This window comes from Alkalimarinus alittae, assembly GCF_026016465.1.
Classification (GTDB): Bacteria; Pseudomonadota; Gammaproteobacteria; order Pseudomonadales; family Oleiphilaceae; genus Alkalimarinus; species Alkalimarinus alittae.
The window spans coordinates 1,081,858-1,099,976 of sequence record NZ_CP100390.1; the positions used below are offsets into that span (position 1 = coordinate 1,081,858).

The window sequence follows — 18,119 nt, forward strand, 5'->3', positions numbered from 1 at the left end:
ACCAAATGATTTGGGGAAAATAAGATGTTTAAGCGTAGTGGGCTAGTGGCAAGCGGCGTATTGATTGCTGCCTATATGCCATATTCAGCATTGGCAGAAGAGGTTTCAGAAGCCGCTGCTTTAGAGGATGTAGAGGTTGTTGGGAAGTTGGGTCATTATTCAGCAACAAAAACTGACACGCCGATTATGGAAACTGCACGCTCTGTATCGGTCATTGACGAGCAGGCTATGAAAGATAAGGGTGCGATGAGTGTAAGTGATGCCCTTATGTACACTGCAGGTGTGACAGGGCAGACGTATGGTTTTGCCACTCGTGTTGATTCGTACACCATTCGGGGGTTGGACGCGACTCAGTACCAAGACAGTTTGCAGTCATTGTTTGGGCATTATAATAATGCTCGCCCACACATCTATACGCTAGAACAATTAGAGGTATTAAAAGGTCCTGCATCTGTCCTGTATGGACAGGGAACCCCTGGCGGTTTGGTAAACCTTGTTACTAAGCGACCAGAGACTGAAACTAAACGAGAAGTGGTTGTAGAGGCTGGGAGTTTTAATCATAAGCAGATTGCAGCAGATTTAACGGGTGCAATGGATGATAAGGGGGAGTGGCTGTACCGTATTGTTGCTGTTGCTGAAGATGGTGAAACACAAGTTGACTATGTTGATGAAAAAACGCTGGTGTTGGCACCTTCTATTAGCTGGCGTCCTAGTTTAGACACTGAAATTACCGCGCTTGTGAATCACACCCATACTGAGTCAGATACCGCTGCGCAGTTTTTGCCTATTGAAGGGACGTTGTATACGGCAAGAAATGGAAAAGATATAGGGAGCGAAACTTACACTGGTGAGCCAGGCTTTAATCACTATGATACAGAAAGTACATCTTTTACATTATTGGCCAATCATCAGTTCAATGACATCTGGAGTATTGAGGCCACAGGAAGGTATGCCGAGGGCGAGGCAGACTATGCACAAGCTTGGAGTTCTTTTTTACCTGACGTCCCCGGAGTGATCGACAATCGTTATATTCTATCGCCAGGTGGTTCATTGTATAAAGACGGCACGGTGCCCCGAACATTTTATACCTCAGACTCAGAATCAGAGCAATCAGCAGCAGACGTACGTGCTCATGCAGATTTTATAACCGGGATAGTCGGTCATAAATTCATGATAGGTGCTCAGTATCAAAAGGTGAAGACTAGCAGTAATAATACATACGCTGGAACACTAGGCCTTAACCCTTTAAACCCCTATGCATCAGATGAAAGCTATTGGATTAATGTTTTTGATCCAGTTTATGGCGCTTATCCAAGCGCTGCTGAATTGGCGCCTTATGCTTATTCACAGAAATCTGAAACAGATAGCACAGGTATTTATATTAGCGATCAGATTGATATAAACCAATGGATTGTTAATGCCGGCGTGCGTTATGACGAAACTAAGACGGGGAGTCAGAAAGATGATGCGGTGAGTGCAAGTGCAGGCTTGATGTATCAGTTTGAAGCGGGTGTGTCACCGTATGCGAGTTATGCAGAATCATTTGAGCCTGTCATCGGCACAGACCTGATAACAGGGAACGCTCTAAAGCCTAGAGAAGCTGAGCAGTATGAAGTCGGTATCAAGTACCAGCCTGTAGGTACTCAGGCCTTGGTGACACTCGCTTACTTTGATATAGAAATTACTAATCTTGATAATCCTAATAGCTTACCGAGTGCTGGTTCTCAGCAAGAAGGAGAGTCGTCAGTGACGGGCGTAGAGCTTGAAGCAATTGTGCCGGTGGGTGATTTTACTGTAGAGACCTATTTGACCAAGCTAGATACAGAAGACCCTAACGGCTATCGAATTGCTGCAACACCAGAGGTGCAGGCATCAGCTTGGGTGAGCTACCGTCCACTGGATTTTGCGCAAGGCTTAAAACTGGGCTTAGGTGTTAGGTATAACGGTGAAAGTTGGGATGGAATGGATACGATTAAAACCCCTTCAAACACGGTGGGTGATTTATTATTAGGATACGAAACAGGGCGCTGGGATGTGAGCCTGAATGCCAATAACTTCACTGATAAAGAGTACGTATCAACGTGTCTTGCTCGTGGGGATTGTTTCTATGGTCAGCGCCGTACGATTACGACGCGTTTAGCAATGAAGTTTTAGGAAACTGTAATAATTGATCAAAGCTCAGACTGTTTAAAGCGAGTATTGATGTCATCACTTTAATGCAGTCTGTTGTTTAGTAGGTTATAGCGATTGTTATAACCTACTAAATGCGTATTACGTTTATACGAACACCTACACATAAATTGAACCCTTTCCGTATTACTTACAAGATACCCAAATCAATATGTTCTCAAAAAAGTATAATACTCGTCGGATCGTTCATCTCATTCATGGTTTTTTTGGGCTTAAGTTAACGCTTTTATTAACGGTTGTACTCCTATCAGGAACGCTCGCCGTAATCGCTGAGGAAATCGATTGGCTTATTTATGATGAAATTCGGGTAACGCCCGTTGCTGAGAGGCTGAACGAGGGGTTGTTGTTTGACAAACTAAAGGAGGCATACTCAGATGTGGGCTTGTCTTCTTTTAATACAGCTAATGACCGTACGCATACTGCCGCTAGTGCCATGGTGACGCTGCCGAGTGGTGGGTTTCGTAGCGCGTGGATTGACCCTTATACAGGGGAGGTGAAAGGGGATACACCATTATTAAGTGTGGGTAATTTTATTTCATTTTTACATGCTTCACTTTATTTGCCTGTTATAGGGCGAAGCTTGGTTAATGCTTTTGGTGTGTTTTGTCTTATTAGTTTAATAACAGGGTTAATTAGCTATCGGTATTTCTGGCGGGGGTTCTTTCAACTACCTCGCTGGAAACGAGGGCCTAGGGTGTATTTGGGTGATTTACACAAGTTGGTTGGTCTTTGGAGTTTATGGTTTGTGCTTATTATTGGAGTGTCTGGTTCATGGTGGTTTTATCAGAACCCTCTTGAAAAGTATGCGGGGGCGCCAAAATTAACACCCTCTTATCTAACTGCGCCTGTAGTGGATCATGAAGACTTAAGTCGATTGGGGCCAAATACGCCAACGCGTGTTTCTGCTGAGAATATTGTGACGGTAATAAAAAAAGAACACCCTGACTTTGAAATTCATATGCTGACGCCTCCAGATCACAATGGCTTGCTCTATAAAGTGAGAGGGAGTTACGGTGATTTTCTGGTGAGCCGCACGAATAGCGTGATTTATGTTAACCCTTATACGGGAAAAATTGTAGAGAACAGGCCTGCTTCTGATTGGAATGCTATGCAACGGTTTGATGCTGCTATGCGGCCGTTACACTACGGCAGTTGGGCGAATAGTGGCGTGTCAGATTTACTGGTTAAATTGATTTGGTTTCTATTTGGTCTGGCACTAACGGGAATGTCAGTCTCAGGCATGGTTATCTACTACAAACGGACGTTTAAAGCGCGCAATAAAAATCTGCCTAAAACTAAATACAGCAGAAAATTTAAGAAACTTTGGCTGATCCTACGCCCATGGGGTGGGTCTATGTCGGGCTTCAAGTATGTGAATGTGCTTTTTGTTGGCGGAATTCTAGCGGGATGTGGTATTGCTTATACCTTAGGGGGGCAGGGTACATCAGGTTCAGGCTATATCTACCAGCAGCAGGCAATTGGGCCTTGGACCCTATCATTTAATGCGGTCGCAGGGTTGCTCGAGAAAGATCTTCCCCCTATTCGTGCGGGTCGTAGAACGACCTTAAATGCGACTGTTGAAGGTGGAGATGCATCCAACATTAAGTTTATGTATGCGCGGGTTGGCAAGCCTAGAACAACACGAGCGCCTGGCGATGTTATTCATGGCCCACTAGGAATGCAGCATGCCATTTTGAAAATCCCGAAAAATCTAAAAGACTCTGCTGAGTTATGGATAACGATAGAGGATTGGAGCGGTCAGTTTCATCAATCGTCCTGGTCGCTAATGCCTAATAACAAAGAAACGCGTGTCGCACCGTAAGACTGGACGGCGTTGGTGTTACTAAGAATGGATTATCGAGCGAGTAACTCATCACCCCATTGAAAACACTTTAGAACTATTAAAGCTTTGTTTGAACAGATCTAATCTGCAATGATAACGATGTATGTTACTCGTGGCGTTTAGGTACGATTAATATGCTGAGCTAGTTGTGATCTTAGCTTCAGCATTTTCTTATTATTCGGCTCTTGCTCTAGCAGTTGATCAATGACTGTAGCAGATTCTTTATAGTGCTTGGCTAATAACCAGGCATTGGCAAGTAGCTTTAAATTCTCCGTACTATTTTTAACCTGCCCGCTCTCGATGGCCGTGCTTAATACTTCGGCACCTCGTAAGGGGACATTTTGTTGCATCGCTAATTGAGTCAGCCAAATATAGTGTTTTTCTTTTTTTATGAATCCGCCTATATAGGCTGCCCGTAAGGCGGTTAGTGCTTGGTTGTATTGTTCGGTTTTCTGATAGGTAGCCGCTAATTGCTCCCAATATCGCATGTTGGGGTAAATAGCCAGAATCGTTTGTAAGACGGATATTGATTCGTTGTTTTGGCCTAACTGTTGATGACTTGCCAACGCCAGCTGATACCAGCTTTCCGGTGCCGGGCTTTTAAGGGTGATGGCCATATTGATGGGAGAGATAACTGCAGTCCACTGCTCTTGTTTGGCATGACTTTGAGCTAGGATAAGGTAGTCATTTGCTGATACGGAGACGGCATTAGGTTTCTCGGCTTGTGTGGTGGTGTAACTGATCCACTCTTCCATTTGTATAATAGCTTTGTTCCATTGTTCTTGGCTAAATGCCAATTGAGCTATTATATGCTGTAATTGTCTCTGTTCTGGCTCTTCTAATACCTTCATGCTCCAAGCTTTTTCGAAATGAGGCAGAGCGCTATCATAGTCCGATTTATGCAAATAAATGCTGGCTTGTAATTTATGGAAGAGCGTTTCTTCATAGTCATTTAATTCGATTTTAGTTAGTTTTTTTATGGCAGCGGTAGACTGCTCTTCTAACTGTTCGGCTGAGAGCGAAACGGTACGTTTGTCGTTATCATTCGGAGCAGCTATGACTTGCTGTGCTTGCAATAGCAATTTTTGTACATAAGGCGATAGTTTATTAGCGCTGCGTGCGTGGGCGTGAGTGCTGAGCAGCACGATGGCTAATACGATAATGATAAGCCGACAGGTGTTAACACTAAAATGAGTCATAATTACATCTTAAATACGAGTTTTTGACGGGTTTTAAAGGGCTGCGCCTGATCATTTTTAACAAAAGGGTTAAACCGCCACCTCATAATGGCCCGTTTAACGGTTTTATCAAAAACTCCCGGTGGGTCAGCCTTAATAATAACGAGTGAGTCAGGCAAAACGCGGCCTTCTCGATTAACAGTAAACTCTGCGGTTACTTCCCCTTCGATACCTCGCTGCAACGCTCTTCGGGGGTAAATGGGGTTTATGCGGGTAATAGGAAGTTGGGTTAAATTGAGTGCCAGGCCGCTATCGGTTTGTATATCTAACCCTTTAATGGTGCCCAGCGTTGCGCCGATATCTAGCTTTATATCGACGTTGAGAGGTGCTGATGTTGGCGTAATGTCAGGAACGCTCATGAGCATTTCTTGCTGAGGCGCACTGGAACTCTGTGTTTGAGTTTGTTGAGGTTCTGGTGGTGGTATGCGTTGTCTTTTGCGTATATTTAAGTCACTGTCAAACCGCATACGGCTGACATTAATGACTAGGTCTTCTTCCTGTTTGAACTCATGGGGGGTATTTAGCCCTGCTAATTGCGCCATAAATGAAAATAACAAAAAAACGACTAGGCTTGCCACGGGCAGATACCAAAGCGTGTTCATGTTAGGAGGCCCCCTTTTTTGTTGCGACCGCTATTTGTTCAATACCTGCTAGTTTTACCTGATCCATCACTTTAATGAGTGTGCCTGTTCTGGCGTCTTGGTCTGATTGGATTAATATACCAATATTCGGTTGTTCCACTTTGAGTTTCTCAAGGGTGGGACGAATCATACGAATGTCTATTTGTTTCTGATCAAGCCAAATTTGATCATCGGGTGTAATCGCAATCATGATGCCTGCATTTTCTTTTTGTTCGGCAGTGCTTGCTGTTGGTCGGTTAATTTCAACCCCCGCTTCACGTATGAAATTGCTGGAGACTATGAAAAAAATCAACATGATAAAGACAATGTCGAGCATAGGCGTCATGTCGATTTCACTATCATTTTCTGATAAATCGAGATTAAGGCGACTTTTCATTGTTGGGCCCTTAGTAAACTTAGCGTAATTAGTTGTAGTTGGCTCCAGCGCCTAAGCCAGGTGTAAAACATTAACCCGGAGACCGCTAATACCATGCCGGCCATCGTTGGAAGCGTTGCCTGAGCAACCCCTGAGGCCATTAATCTAGGGTTGGTGGTGCCTTTAAGCGCCATGATATCGAACAAGTGAATCATCCCGGTTACTGTGCCGAGCAGTCCAATTAAAGGGCAAAGCGCAACCAGTGTTTTTATAACGGGTAGTGATGCGTTAATGCTGAGCTGTAGGTCGCAACACTGCATGAGCTGTTGACTGCGTTTAGGGTTAGTTAAGCAAGCCTGCTTGAGCTTTGGGAAAACCCGTAACCTGAACCACAAACGCTCTAGCAGCATGCTCCATAGTATTAGTGCAACGCTGGCCAGTAGTATTAATACTGGCCCACCTGCATAAATAAAGGCCGTGAGCGACGGGAAAAAATATGAAAGATCAAGCGGCATTGGTTAAACCTTTAGATGCTTTCTTCAGGTTTGCCGCAGGGTCACTGTCTGGTCGTTCGTGAGAGGCAGAATCAAGAGTCAGTGCCAGGGTTTTTTGTTGTAAAAGCTGTAGTAGTGAACGAGTCCTGGCCGCGATTAAGCTGTGACCGAATAGCAGAGGAATGGCTACACATAGCCCGAGTACGGTTGTCATTAGCGCCTGTGAAATACCGCCCGCCATCATTTTCGGGTCGCTGGTTCCGAATAGGGTAATGCTTTGAAATGTGCCTATCATCCCGGTAACCGTACCCAGCAAACCCAGTAGTGGTGCAACAGCTGCTATAAGCTTTAAAAAGGTTAACCCGCGCTCAAGTCTAGGTGCTTCTTTTAGCAGTGCTTCATCAATACGAATTTCTTTTTCATTCTGGTCTAACCCCTCAATCGGGTCTTCTTCAGCTCTCGTTGGTGCCTGGTTTGTTTCTGTATCATTTGCGGCGATGTAAATCCGACCTAGCGGGTTATTTTTTGTCGGGTGATTGATTTCCTCTAGTTGTTTGGCGACTTTGGAGCTAGTGTTAATAATAAAAATCAATCGCCAAAGGGCGATGAGTAAGCCAATAATACCTAAGGTGATGATGATGTAGCCTATAACGCCGCCTTGTTGGATGCGTTCATCGATAGTGGGTTTACGGCCTAATAACTCAAGTAGATTACCTCTACTGGGGTCTATTGTTAGGCTGTTTTGCTTGCCAGCATAAAAATCAGCGGCTTGAGCTTGTATTGTATTGCTTGGTTGTCGTGGTAAAACCCGTAATCGTTGATTGTCTGGTAAATATTGCAGATATTTCCCTTGGGGTGTAATGGCCCCAAATGGTCCAATTCGCAGAACGTCTTGTTCTTCGTGCTGACCGTTTGCAAGGGCTATTTTGGCGGTAATTGGTTTTATTTCGGCGCTGGCTGTCATCTCCTGCTGCAGCAGGAACCATAGGTTTTGAAATTCATTTAGGTTGGGTATTCGTTTTTTGTCAGCAAACTCAAGAGCAGAAAGCCGGTCTGGGAATTCTGCACTAATCAACGAATCTTGGAGTACCGCACTTAAGTCTTGCGCTTGTTGCTTTACGACACCAAAAACTTCTCCGAGCTGTCCGCTTCGTGTGGTTAACTGCTCGCTTTTTTCGGTGATAAATTTTTCATTTTGATCGAAGGTTTCTTTTAGGAACGTTTGCATTAGCTCGGCTTTTTTAAGCCGGTCTCGGGCTTGTTCTAATAGTGCAATTTGTCGTTGGTTATTTTCTTTAAATTCAGCAAGTCGAGCTAGATCGGTTTTAGCATCGGATGCAATGTGAGTGCGGACCTCATCAAGCAGAGAGTTTAAGGGGGCAGTTTCTTTACTAAGTGCGGAGTGACTAAAACCTACACAAAATAAGCCGACTAAAACCGCTGCTATAGTTTTGTGGAAATGACTGTTTTTAACGAATAAGGTGATGTTTGTAAGAGACATTATGGCATCTCCACAGTGGTTAATGGTAAGTTCAATAATTCGGGTACGGTTTGTTGCATCGCAAGCTGAATACCTTTATGGATGGGCCAACGATAACTGGAATCTAATTGTTTCCAGTCTTTTTCAATATTATCCCATACACCACTCTCTTTACCGTCTGCAGTTTGATAATAGAGTGCAACTCGGCCGAGTTTAAGAAATGTAACATCTCGGGTAATGCCGTTAGTGCTAAGGGGGGCGTTATAGGCTTCAAGTGTGCGTCCGTACTCCACTTCAATTTGATAGGCTTCTAAAATTTGTCGGTATTTTTCTGCAATACTTACGTCTGCTCGGTTGAGCAGGGTTTGTAAGCGAGCTAGTCGTGTACTTCTCTCTTCTTCAAGAAAGGGAAGGTCACTAACAATGAATTTACCTAGCATTTTTTGCATATTAGCTAAAAGGGGGAGGACGGCCTGGTCTGTTTCTTCAAGGGAGGAAATTTGTTTTGCCAAATCTTTAAGTTCAAGCTCCTGAGAGCTTACCAAGCGGCGTAGCTGCTCGTTGTAGGCTTCAATTTGTTTGGCTCGTCCCATTGCTTCCAGGTATAGGTAATAGCTCTCGGTTGTTTGTTCATCGAGATTGTTGATTTGTTGCTGTGAGTGGGCGGCCTTTAGAGTCGCTTTGTTAATTTGGATTTGTGTTTTTTCCACGAGGGCAGAAGCAATAGCAATGTTACTTCCCAGTATTAGGCCAGCTGCGAAAAGAGGGGGTTTAAGAATAAAATTCATGACGAAATACTTCATAGGTGATAGTAATTTGGTGAGCGTAATATTATATCTAATGTTAATGAGAATCAATATCATTATCAATTAAGAGATAAAGAAACTTAATGACCGATGTTTAATGCTTGCCACCTTCTATAAGCAATGCCATTAAAGATTTGTTGTTTTTTTGGCTAACGCTCTTCGGGGTTGGGTGGATACTGTTTGAGCATTTCAATGACTGCAGCGTTAATCGAATTCATCCGTTCTTCTGGGGTGTTTTTCTCACGTATGGTGTCTGCCACAGAGCCGCGCCAAATCAATCTATTGCTCTGCCTATCAACAATATCTAGAACAAGAGTGCCTACTTCGTATTCGTTAACTGTGGTGTGGGTTTGAATACTGCCGCCTCTTCTCCAGCCGGCGCCATAGTATGGGGAATAGCCAAAACTTGAATTAAATGTATCAATATTCACTTTTTTATCAATTTGAGTGAGGTAGTTAATAAGGATGTCTGCATCGTTCGTGTCTGTCTTACTTAATCCTTTTAACTGAAGTTGCTTGTCGACGGATGCTCGTACCCGTCCATCTAATAGGCTGTTTAGTTGGTAGCTTGGTTTGTCTGTTTGCTTGACGATCCATGCGTAGGTCTTGAGATTGTCGAAGTTAATTTCAGGGTCGTAATCTGAGTTGGTTTTCAGTGAGCTGCATGCGCTTAACGCAATGGCGGTAAGAAGGATTATCGTTTTTTTCATTGGTGTTATCCGAAGAGTATTGAGAGGTTAGTTTTATGATACTTTATTAAGAATGATAATGGTAATGATTCTTGTTTGTATTGGTGTGGTGGTTTGTGTATTATCGGTCGCCTGTTACTAGGATGAAGGAGACCTTGGATGTCTTGTCGTTTTTTTGGGGTTCGTGTACTGGTTGCTTTATCTTTTGTATGTGTCGCGACTTTTTATAGCCCGGCTTATGCCCATTATCCACTGCTTGATTGCCGATTCGGGGCTGAGGATAGTGCTCAGGTATATTGTAGTGCGGGGTTTTCAGATGGTTCGAAAGCACCCAATGTTTTAATGGAAGTGTTTTCTGAAGATGATGAGGTAGTTGCCCAAGGCCGAACCAATGATCGGGCTTTATTCGATTTTAACAGGCCGGATGGCGCATTCTTTATTATCATGGACGCCGGTCCTGGTCATGTTATAGAAATTCCCGATGAAGAGGTGTTGCAACCTTAGAGAGCTGGTATGACGGCAAGTACTGATTTTTTTGTAGAAAAAGTACATCCTGCTAATGGCAGGGGAGAAGACCCTATTGTTGCTGCACTTATTGTTGTGGTTTTAGCTGTGGCTGCTTTGCTGCTATGGCTTCGACAACCACCGGAGGTTGTGGTTGCTGAAAGGGTGCCCGATGAAGTAAGGCAGGTACTTACTGAGTTAAGTGTCGCAGCAACAGAAATTAAGATGATGGCTGAACTCGACGAAAAAGTTCCTACCATTGAAGTGTTGCAAGCGTCAGGGGTCACTCCGTTTGCGAATGCCGGTGCAAGTCGTTGGGTAGAAGTCCAGTCTGGTTGTTATCTTGGTATTCGTGGTTCGTTTGGTTTTCGCCTGATAGGCGACAGCCGTTTAACTCATATCAGTTGGCGTAAGATGCCACCGCAGTTTGTTTCGAATATCGAGAGCAGGCTAGATAATACGTTATGTAATGCAGGTGCAATCATAAACAATGAGGGCAACTGGAATATATATGAGTCACTTCAATTAGTGCATCAATCAACAGACGATAAGCATCTCCATTAATGAAAAAACTAACTAACTCGCTCTTTGTTTTTATCGCGTTGGCGATAACCTCTATATTCCCTTTCTCCGTTCAAGCAAAGCTTACAGTAGGGGTTACTTTGCACCCTTATTATTCATATGTAAGCCGAATTGTGGAGGATCGTGCGGTCGTACAGCCGTTAATTGAAGCCGGCTTTAATCCTCATGCCTATAAATTGTCTCCTGCAGACCTAACTCGGTTGCAGTCGATGGAGGCTATTGTAGTGAATGGTATTGGCCATGATGAGTTTGCTATTGAGGTGCTCAATCGATTAGAACTACCTGATTTGGAGGTGGTTTATGCTAATGAATCAGTGCCGCTTATAGGTAATAAAAGTGGCACTAAGCACAACCCCCATACCTTTGTGTCGATTGATGCAGCGATTCGGCAAATATATACCATTGCCCGGAAGTTGGCGTCGTTAGACCCTGAAAATGGAAAGTTTTATCAGCAAAATGCGCTTAAATATGCGCGAGAGTTAAGAATGATGAAACGTGTAGTGCAGCAAGATCTTTCTGGCTTGGATATTAGCAATGTTCGAGTGGCGAGTACGCACAATGCTTATGGATATCTATTGCAGGAATTCGGGCTAACTGTTTCAGCGGTGGTGGAGCCTGCCCATGGTGTTTCGCCTAGCGCTGCGCAGTTGCAGGCTACGATAGAGAAGATACGCAAGGCTAATGTCGATATATTATTTACTGAGTTGAATATGCCCAATCAGTACGTTCGCGTTATAGAAAAGGAAACGGGAGTCAAACTGTATCATTTTTCACATATGACTTACGGAGATTATCGCACTGAGCTGGTTGCTGAGGATATGCAATATAATTTAAATACACTTTCTGAGGCATTTAAATTTGCAGTGGGTAACGATGATGAATAACCACGCGCTTGATGGTCCATGTATACGATTGGATCAGGCGGGCGTAAGGGTTGATAGCACTCAACTGGTCGCGCCGGTTTCTACTCAGCTTGAGAGTGGGCAATGGCATGCGATACTGGGCCCCAATGGTGGTGGTAAAAGCACTCTCTTGAAAATGTTGATGGGCTTAATGCCTCATCATGGGCTCGTCAATATTGACTGGCCTCAAGGTGAAAAAGGGCAAATAGGCTATATGCCTCAAATGCTTCCTTTTGATCGCAGCGTACCTATATCGGTTCTTGACTATGTGTTGATGTCGGTTTCAACCAAACCATTGTGGTTTGCGCGTCGCTTAACGCCTGAGGTTAAGGTGGTGATGGAGAAGCTGAGGTTAAGTCATATGCTGAACCGTAAGATTGGGGCTTTATCGGGCGGAGAGAGGCAGCGTCTTCTTTTGGCTTCTGCGCTATTACAGTCACCTTCATTGTTGGTGCTGGATGAGCCGTTGTCAGGTCTTGATCAGGCTGGTCAAAAAGAAATACTAGGGCTGTTTTCAGCATTTAATAAACGAGGTGGAACCATTGTAATGGTTGAGCATGATTGGCAGGTAGTGATTGATTATTGTCATCAGGCCTATTGGGTTGAGGGCGAGTTAAAAGCAAAAGGTGCGCCTGCGGAAGTATTGGAGTGTTTTTCTCCGGTCTTGCGGAAGTGGTCTGACAATAACCGTACAGTCGCTTGAGTTTGTTATGTTAGAGCCTGTTTATTTGCAAGCTGATGCGTGGGTGGCTGCGGGTTGGCTGCCTGATATGTTTTCGTATGATTTTTTGATCAACGCGTTGCTGGCTAGTTTGATGATTGGCCCACTGCTAGGGCTGTTAGGAACGTTGGTAGTGGTTAAGCGTCTGGCATTTTTGTCTGAAGCAGTAGGACACAGCGTGTTAACCGGTGTTTCTATGGGGATTCTATTAGGTGAGCCAATAACGGCGCCATGGATTAGCTTGTTCACGTTTTCGATTCTGTTTGCATTGTTATTGCAATGGGTAAAAGGCAGAACAACAGTTCCTTACGATGCATTAATTGGTGTCTTTCTCTCATTTGCGTTAGCCATGGGGGCCGCTTTGTTGCTTTACGTGGCGAAGCATGTCAATGCGCATCTAATTGAGCAGGTAATGTTCGGCTCGGTGCTAGTTGCGGCGGCTGATGACCTGATTGCATTGCTGGTAATGAGTATTTTGGTATTTATATTGGCCTGGCGTTACGGTAATCAAGCTTATCTTGTCGCTGTAGCCCCTGATGTAGCGCATGCTCAACGTATAAATGTGCGTGTACATGATTATGGGTTTGTGTTGTTGATTGCGTTGGTGACGGTTGCTGCGGTTAAAATTATAGGGGCAATTTTAGTGGGTGCTTTGTTACTTATTCCTGCTGCCAGTGCGCGCTTAATTGCTGAAAACCTTAAGCAGATGATCACTTGGTCTGTGATAATTTCTACTAGCAGTGCTCTGTTGGGTGTACTCGTGCCTATGTATGGTGAATGGGCGGTTTCTTCTGGTCCAGCAATTATCTTGTTTGCGTGTGTCTGGTTTGCTTTTATGCTAATTGCCCGTCAACTAAAGGGAGTTTAAATATGGGTGTGATGAGCGACTGGGGTTGTCGGTTAGCCTTGAGAAATAGCTGCATAATTATGCTATATGGTCTAACCGCTTGTGCACAAGGACCTGTTGTTCCTCCATATGCTAATGAGCCTCTTAGGGCGGGGCCTGTAGTTGATAGGGTTGTGGTTGATAAGGTTGAAGTTGATAAGGTTGCCGTCAATACCGCCATAATGGCTACGGTTATTCCTGTTGTTGAAAGTATGGCTGGGCAGTTGGTGAAAGATACGCCCGTTAGTGTATCTTTTTTACCGCCGCCAAAATATTCGATTAAACGGGTGCCAGGGTGGTTGAAACGTCAACCCACAGATCAGTACTCGTTTGCTGATGTGGTGGTGGGTATTAGTGCTGTATGGCCCGAAGTGGATGTTTATCCTGCATTAAGATCACAGAATATCCATGTTATTCCGGTTGATTTGGCGCATGCATTAACCCCTGGGGGAGAGCGTGTTGCCGTTGTAAGTCTTGATTCTGAGCGTTTGGGTTATTTTTGGCTTAATGCATCTAATGCATTATTGATGTTAGGTGTTATGAGTCGTGATTTATCCCGTATTTGGCCCGAGTATTCTGGTCTGTTCCAAAAAAATGCAGCAGAAATGGGGCGAGACCTGAGGGCGATACAAATCGGCATAGATGATCGGTTGCTCGAGTTGGGGGTTGTGCAGGTGGTCATTGAAAACGAAAATTTAGCTGATTTGGCTGCTGCGTCAATGTTGCCAGTGGTTTCGTATGAAGAGGCTGTAGAGAGTCATATGAATACGCTCTACATTTCAGCAAAGAAACGTCGTAATAAAAAACCATTGCCGGAAAACTTTCGACTCTGGCTAGTGGATGACTTTTCAAAAATTAAACCAAGTCTTTTTATTGAGAGGTGGAACCTTAACTTAAAAGGAATACCTCTCAATTAATTAGATTATGACCTAATAAGCATCAACGCATGTCGATGGTTTGTTCCCCGTCGGGCAGTAGTGGCCAAGATGCTTGATAGAACGTCCCTTCCCAATCTTCAATGGTAAGCCAGAGTGTTGCGTTTTCTTTTAATTTGTCAGGCACTGGCATGTGCGCATGCAGGCTACCTGTAACGCCATGAATAACCGAGCCGGGAGCACGAGTAGTTCGAGGCTTGCGCGGGTTAACATACATAAACTTGATCGCTTGCGGGTTACCTTCTGCAATAAAGGCGTTCAAGGTGGTTAAGACGCCGGGCTGAATAGGGTCAAACTCTTTTTCTAGCACGCCCAGCGTTGCATTCAGTGATATTTTCCAGGGGCCTATTTGTTGTTCGGTATATTTATAACCTGAGCCTGAAACGCCTTCATTTTGTACGTTGAAGCTAATGCTAATACCATAGCCTATAACGGCTATAAAAAACCAGTTAAGGTATTTAAATGCAGACATTGGTCCGCCCCAGGGGCGAATGACTAGCCAAGCTTTATGTGCTTTTTGCTTAATCCCCGCCTCGGGAAGTAGTTTTTTAGTCGCTGATTGAGTGCGTTTATAGAATATGATCATGCCAGAAATTGATAACACACTCATAGCTGTTCCGAATATAAACCAGACTAATTTCACCAAGAAGTCGGATATTCCCTCGTATCCCCAGGTTCCATAGTGTAATGGCCCCATTGACATGTCGATGCGTTGTACGATCGGCGTGTCGCCGGCAAGTCTGTGTCCAACGATGGCGGCTGTATAGGGGTGAACAAAGTACCGGCTGGCATACTTATCGACTAAAAGGTCATGCTTAGTACCGTATAGCATGTAAGCCATCCCGTTATGTTGGGGAGGCTGAAGGTAATTTATATGAAAGTCTGGATCATGCTTTTTTACTGCCGCGATGATTTCGGCCGAGCTTAAGGGGGTCGGGATGCTTGTTCCTAGTTTGTTCAGGTCTTCGGTTGTTAAGGCGGGATCAATGACTCGATCTGGAAGAAATTGTGGAGCAAGATTATATTCGACTAACGGTGTTTGATAAAACCACCAGCTTCCGCTTACACCAATAATTAATACAAACCATAGGGACCACAACCCCAGAAACTTATGCAGGTCGCCCAGCAGAACCCGTAATTTAGCATTCCACCGGGGTAAGGTAAAAAACTCTCGCCAAAAACGGCGGTATGATATTAAGCCTGATATTAAGCCTATTAAGCATAGAACTCCAAAGCCATTAACGAGTGCTCGACCAATTAGAGGCATAAATAGGCTGTAATGCAGGGCAGAGAAGAAGCTGCCAACCGTGAGATTGTCTGTTATGCCGTTAATGGCACCTGTGTAAGGGTTGATCCATACTTTTTTAGCGCTGCCATCTGCCATGGTTACAAAGGCATAAGCGGCCGTACGTGTTCTGTCGCTGGAGGTGACCATGCCTGAAAAACCAGAATCAGGCATTTCAGCTTGCAAGCGATCAAATAGTTCGCCTTCATTGAGTTTACTTCCTTCTGGTGTGACACGTATTTCTGAATACGTCAGCCAGTCAATTTCTTCGGCGAAAACGGCAATCGTGCCGGTAATCAGTACAATACTGAAGATAAGTGATAATTTGAGCCCTACGAAACTATGAACTAAGTAGGCTGCCCGGTGAGCGGTGAGTTTCTTTTTCTTGCGTGCGCTTGTTTTGGTGGCAATATCATTAGTCGCATCATTACCTAAAATGTTAGTTATGTGGGGCACTCAAACACTCTCGTTTAAATTGATTGGATGTTGAATTGATTTAGCGGGTACTCCGCTTGCGTAAAATCTAGTTAGAATTATATTCGATAATGATTATCATTACTATTGTCTGGAGTGGTGGTGATGAGCCTGAGTTATGCTGATGTTAGGGTCGAAAAGGTTGTGTAATGTGGTAGGGGGATCTTTAAAGGCTATTTAATTTGAGGAATTAACTGATAATGGTTATCATTCATTTTTATATGTTTTAATTTTTATGTGTGTAGAGGGTGCTTAAATGGACGTTATCATGGTGATTCTTTTTGTTGCTTCTGTCATTACACTTTTCTTTGTTAAAGGAAAATATAAAGACTTCCGCCTCTCTTACTTGCGAGGTCAAAAGCATCTTGACCAATCTCGTTCTCATCATGCTAAAAAGCCTTAATTGTCCGCGTATTTAATACCCTTTTATATTGTAATGATAATCATTATCATTTATTATCTTTGCTAGTTTTTGACTGCCCATGACTCTCTGCCTCTAATTAAGTGGGGGGATTCTATAAACCTTAAGTTCAGCCATGGGGTCAATTGTCGATTTTATACTGACTTTATAGTCTGGAGTTTATTCTTTATGCGTGAGTTGAGTAACGTTAATATCGGCCTAATTTACGGAACGGATACTAATAACACAGAAGAAATCGGGGAGCGCATTAGTACAGTGCTTCAGTCTCATGGTTGTACCGTTGAAATTATTAATGTCACTGAGGCTAGTGCAGATACGCTAAATGATTTTGGTTTTCTGATTATGGGAATACCTACATGGGATTTTGGTGGTATTCAGGAGGACTGGGAAGACTTTGAGGAGGTGCTGTTAGCCTCCGACCTCACCAATAAGACAGTGGCTCTATATGGTCTTGGTGATCAATTTGGTTACGGTGATTACTTTGTTGATGCAATGGGGTGGTTACATAAGCATGTTGTGAATATTGGTGGAAACGTAATCGGTAGTTGGTCTACCGATGGCTATGAGTTCGAAGAATCTTTGGCTGCAAATGAAGATAAAACAATGTTTGTGGGGCTTGCTATTGATGAAGACCAGCAATTTGAGTTAACAGATACTCGGATTGCCGGGTGGGTTGAACAAATATTGTCTGAATATTCGGAGACTGTAAATTTAGTGGCTTAAAGGTCTCTTCACTAGCCCCTGTTGCAAGGTTTGTTATTAATTGAGTGGGGTCCTTGCCAAGCTCCATACATACACCTCTTTTGCGCCCGCCTGTAACAGCAGCTTACTCAGTAGCTCTGCAGTTACCCCTGTTGTTATAACATCATCGACCAATGCAACAATCTCGCCATCTACTCTTTTATGTATCCGAAATGCTTTAGCTAGATTTTGCTGTCTTTGTTTCTTAGATAAAGAAGCCTGAGCTGGGTTGTTTAGCACTCGCTCAATGCAGCGTGTGTCGATTGGAATATCCAATTTGCGGCTTAAGTCTTTGCAAATATCACCTGATTGGTTAAAGCCTCTAGCGCTTAATTTGTCGCTATGAAGTGGTACGGGGATCAGTTTGTCGGGTTTTATGAGCTGGTTTTGGTCTATTTTAAGGCTAATAATATCAGACGTTAGCGTAGATAAAAGCTTACCTAAATGTCGTTGTTTACTGTACTTAAAATCACTGATGAGCGCGTTAATAGGGAAGGTGTAACAAAATGCTGAAAAACACTGAGTATAGCTTGGGTTCGACTTGAAACATTCACCGCAGATTCTTGACTGCTGTGTACTGCCCGTTTTATTTGCGCGTAATGCGGGGAGTGGAATTGCACAACTAGCGCAGCAGGAATGATTGAAAGGTAGGTCGTTCTTGCATCCTTTGCAGATCGACTCTTTTTCGTAGATGGTGGTATCGCAAAGGTAGCAGTGCTTTTTCAATATTATGTGTTTTAACGTCCGTTTCGGGAAAAACTTGTCAACCAAAATAATAAATTTGGTTGACAGCTTCCGTGCCTTGTTTATCATGTCTCATCCTGAGAAGTGAATGGAAAGGCGTTTTTGCCCCTCCATTAAGTGTTGATTTGTTATTTTAACCGTTTTTTATCAGCATTTACCCGATTAATTTCGTGTTCTATTTAAAGTGT

General features: G+C 43.7%; 19 protein-coding genes. 10 read left to right on the top strand and 9 right to left on the bottom strand.

Features of this window, described 5'->3' with window-relative positions:
* Positions 1–24: 24 nt before the first annotated feature.
* Entirely contained in the window at positions 25–2,154 is a 2,130-nt protein-coding gene (locus tag NKI27_RS04785; RefSeq protein WP_265048549.1) for a TonB-dependent siderophore receptor, read from the top strand.
* 187 nt (positions 2,155–2,341) lie between these two features.
* Positions 2,342–4,012, top strand: a complete 1,671-nt coding sequence (locus tag NKI27_RS04790) for a PepSY-associated TM helix domain-containing protein (RefSeq protein WP_265048550.1) — start codon at positions 2,342–2,344, stop codon at positions 4,010–4,012.
* 140 nt (positions 4,013–4,152) lie between these two features.
* Here NKI27_RS04790 and NKI27_RS04795 read toward each other — a convergent pair whose 3' ends face one another.
* The 7 genes from NKI27_RS04795 to NKI27_RS04825 form a co-directional block, all read right to left on the bottom strand.
* Positions 4,153–5,232 (bottom strand): tetratricopeptide repeat protein, encoded by a 1,080-nt coding sequence (locus NKI27_RS04795; protein WP_265048551.1) that lies wholly within the window; start codon positions 5,230–5,232, stop codon positions 4,153–4,155.
* Between the two features lie 2 nt (positions 5,233–5,234).
* Positions 5,235–5,873, bottom strand: a complete 639-nt coding sequence (locus NKI27_RS04800) for an energy transducer TonB (RefSeq protein ID WP_265048552.1) — start codon at positions 5,871–5,873, stop codon at positions 5,235–5,237.
* A 1-nt stretch (position 5,874) separates the two neighbouring features.
* The gene (locus NKI27_RS04805) at positions 5,875–6,288 is read right to left on the bottom strand and encodes an ExbD/TolR family protein (RefSeq protein ID WP_265048553.1); all 414 of its coding nucleotides are present in this window, start codon (positions 6,286–6,288) and stop codon (positions 5,875–5,877) included.
* Positions 6,285–6,782: a MotA/TolQ/ExbB proton channel family protein gene (locus NKI27_RS04810; protein WP_265048554.1), complete on the bottom strand. Its 498-nt coding sequence runs from the start codon at positions 6,780–6,782 to the stop codon at positions 6,285–6,287. The genes NKI27_RS04805 and NKI27_RS04810 overlap by 4 nt, the downstream gene beginning before the upstream one ends.
* Positions 6,772–8,262, bottom strand: coding sequence for a MotA/TolQ/ExbB proton channel family protein (locus NKI27_RS04815; protein ID WP_265048555.1), 1,491 nt, complete (start codon positions 8,260–8,262; stop codon positions 6,772–6,774). The genes NKI27_RS04810 and NKI27_RS04815 overlap by 11 nt, the downstream gene beginning before the upstream one ends.
* Positions 8,262–9,029, bottom strand: coding sequence for a DUF3450 domain-containing protein (locus NKI27_RS04820; protein ID WP_265048556.1), 768 nt, complete (start codon positions 9,027–9,029; stop codon positions 8,262–8,264). Before NKI27_RS04820 ends, NKI27_RS04815 begins: the two co-directional genes overlap by 1 nt.
* 167 nt (positions 9,030–9,196) lie before the next feature.
* Entirely contained in the window at positions 9,197–9,757 is a 561-nt protein-coding gene (locus NKI27_RS04825) for a DUF4136 domain-containing protein (protein WP_265048557.1), read from the bottom strand.
* Between the two features lie 138 nt (positions 9,758–9,895).
* On the opposite strand from NKI27_RS04825, the gene NKI27_RS04830 reads away from it, so the two are divergent.
* The 6 genes from NKI27_RS04830 to NKI27_RS04855 are packed head-to-tail and all read left to right on the top strand — an operon-like array spanning position 9,896 to position 14,248.
* Positions 9,896–10,240 carry a hypothetical protein gene (locus NKI27_RS04830; RefSeq protein ID WP_265048558.1) on the top strand — a complete coding sequence of 115 codons (345 nt, stop codon included), beginning with the start codon at positions 9,896–9,898 and terminating at the stop codon, positions 10,238–10,240.
* Between the two features lie 9 nt (positions 10,241–10,249).
* Positions 10,250–10,804 carry a DUF6162 family protein gene (locus NKI27_RS04835; protein WP_265048559.1) on the top strand — a complete coding sequence of 185 codons (555 nt, stop codon included), beginning with the start codon at positions 10,250–10,252 and terminating at the stop codon, positions 10,802–10,804.
* Positions 10,804–11,706: a metal ABC transporter solute-binding protein, Zn/Mn family gene (locus tag NKI27_RS04840; protein ID WP_265048560.1), complete on the top strand. Its 903-nt coding sequence runs from the start codon at positions 10,804–10,806 to the stop codon at positions 11,704–11,706. Before NKI27_RS04835 ends, NKI27_RS04840 begins: the two co-directional genes overlap by 1 nt.
* Complete coding sequence (locus NKI27_RS04845) at positions 11,696–12,427, top strand: metal ABC transporter ATP-binding protein (protein WP_265048561.1); 732 nt, start codon at positions 11,696–11,698, stop codon at positions 12,425–12,427. Before NKI27_RS04840 ends, NKI27_RS04845 begins: the two co-directional genes overlap by 11 nt.
* A gap of 7 nt (positions 12,428–12,434) precedes the next feature.
* A complete protein-coding gene (locus NKI27_RS04850) occupies positions 12,435–13,313 on the top strand; it encodes a metal ABC transporter permease (RefSeq protein ID WP_265048562.1) in 879 nt (292 codons plus the stop codon).
* Between the two features lie 2 nt (positions 13,314–13,315).
* The gene (locus NKI27_RS04855; RefSeq protein WP_265048563.1) at positions 13,316–14,248 is read left to right on the top strand and encodes a hypothetical protein; all 933 of its coding nucleotides are present in this window, start codon (positions 13,316–13,318) and stop codon (positions 14,246–14,248) included.
* A 22-nt stretch (positions 14,249–14,270) separates the two neighbouring features.
* Here NKI27_RS04855 and NKI27_RS04860 read toward each other — a convergent pair whose 3' ends face one another.
* Positions 14,271–16,007 (bottom strand): PepSY-associated TM helix domain-containing protein, encoded by a 1,737-nt coding sequence (locus NKI27_RS04860; RefSeq protein ID WP_265048564.1) that lies wholly within the window; start codon positions 16,005–16,007, stop codon positions 14,271–14,273.
* A gap of 274 nt (positions 16,008–16,281) precedes the next feature.
* Between NKI27_RS04860 and NKI27_RS04865 the strand changes: the two genes are divergently transcribed.
* A complete protein-coding gene (locus NKI27_RS04865) occupies positions 16,282–16,428 on the top strand; it encodes a hypothetical protein (RefSeq protein ID WP_265048565.1) in 147 nt (48 codons plus the stop codon).
* 186 nt (positions 16,429–16,614) lie between these two features.
* Positions 16,615–17,169 carry a flavodoxin gene (locus NKI27_RS04870; protein WP_265048566.1) on the top strand — a complete coding sequence of 185 codons (555 nt, stop codon included), beginning with the start codon at positions 16,615–16,617 and terminating at the stop codon, positions 17,167–17,169.
* A gap of 36 nt (positions 17,170–17,205) precedes the next feature.
* Here NKI27_RS04870 and NKI27_RS04875 read toward each other — a convergent pair whose 3' ends face one another.
* Positions 17,206–18,000, bottom strand: a complete 795-nt coding sequence (locus NKI27_RS04875; RefSeq protein ID WP_265048567.1) for a ComF family protein — start codon at positions 17,998–18,000, stop codon at positions 17,206–17,208.
* Between the last annotated feature and the right edge of the window lie 119 nt (positions 18,001–18,119).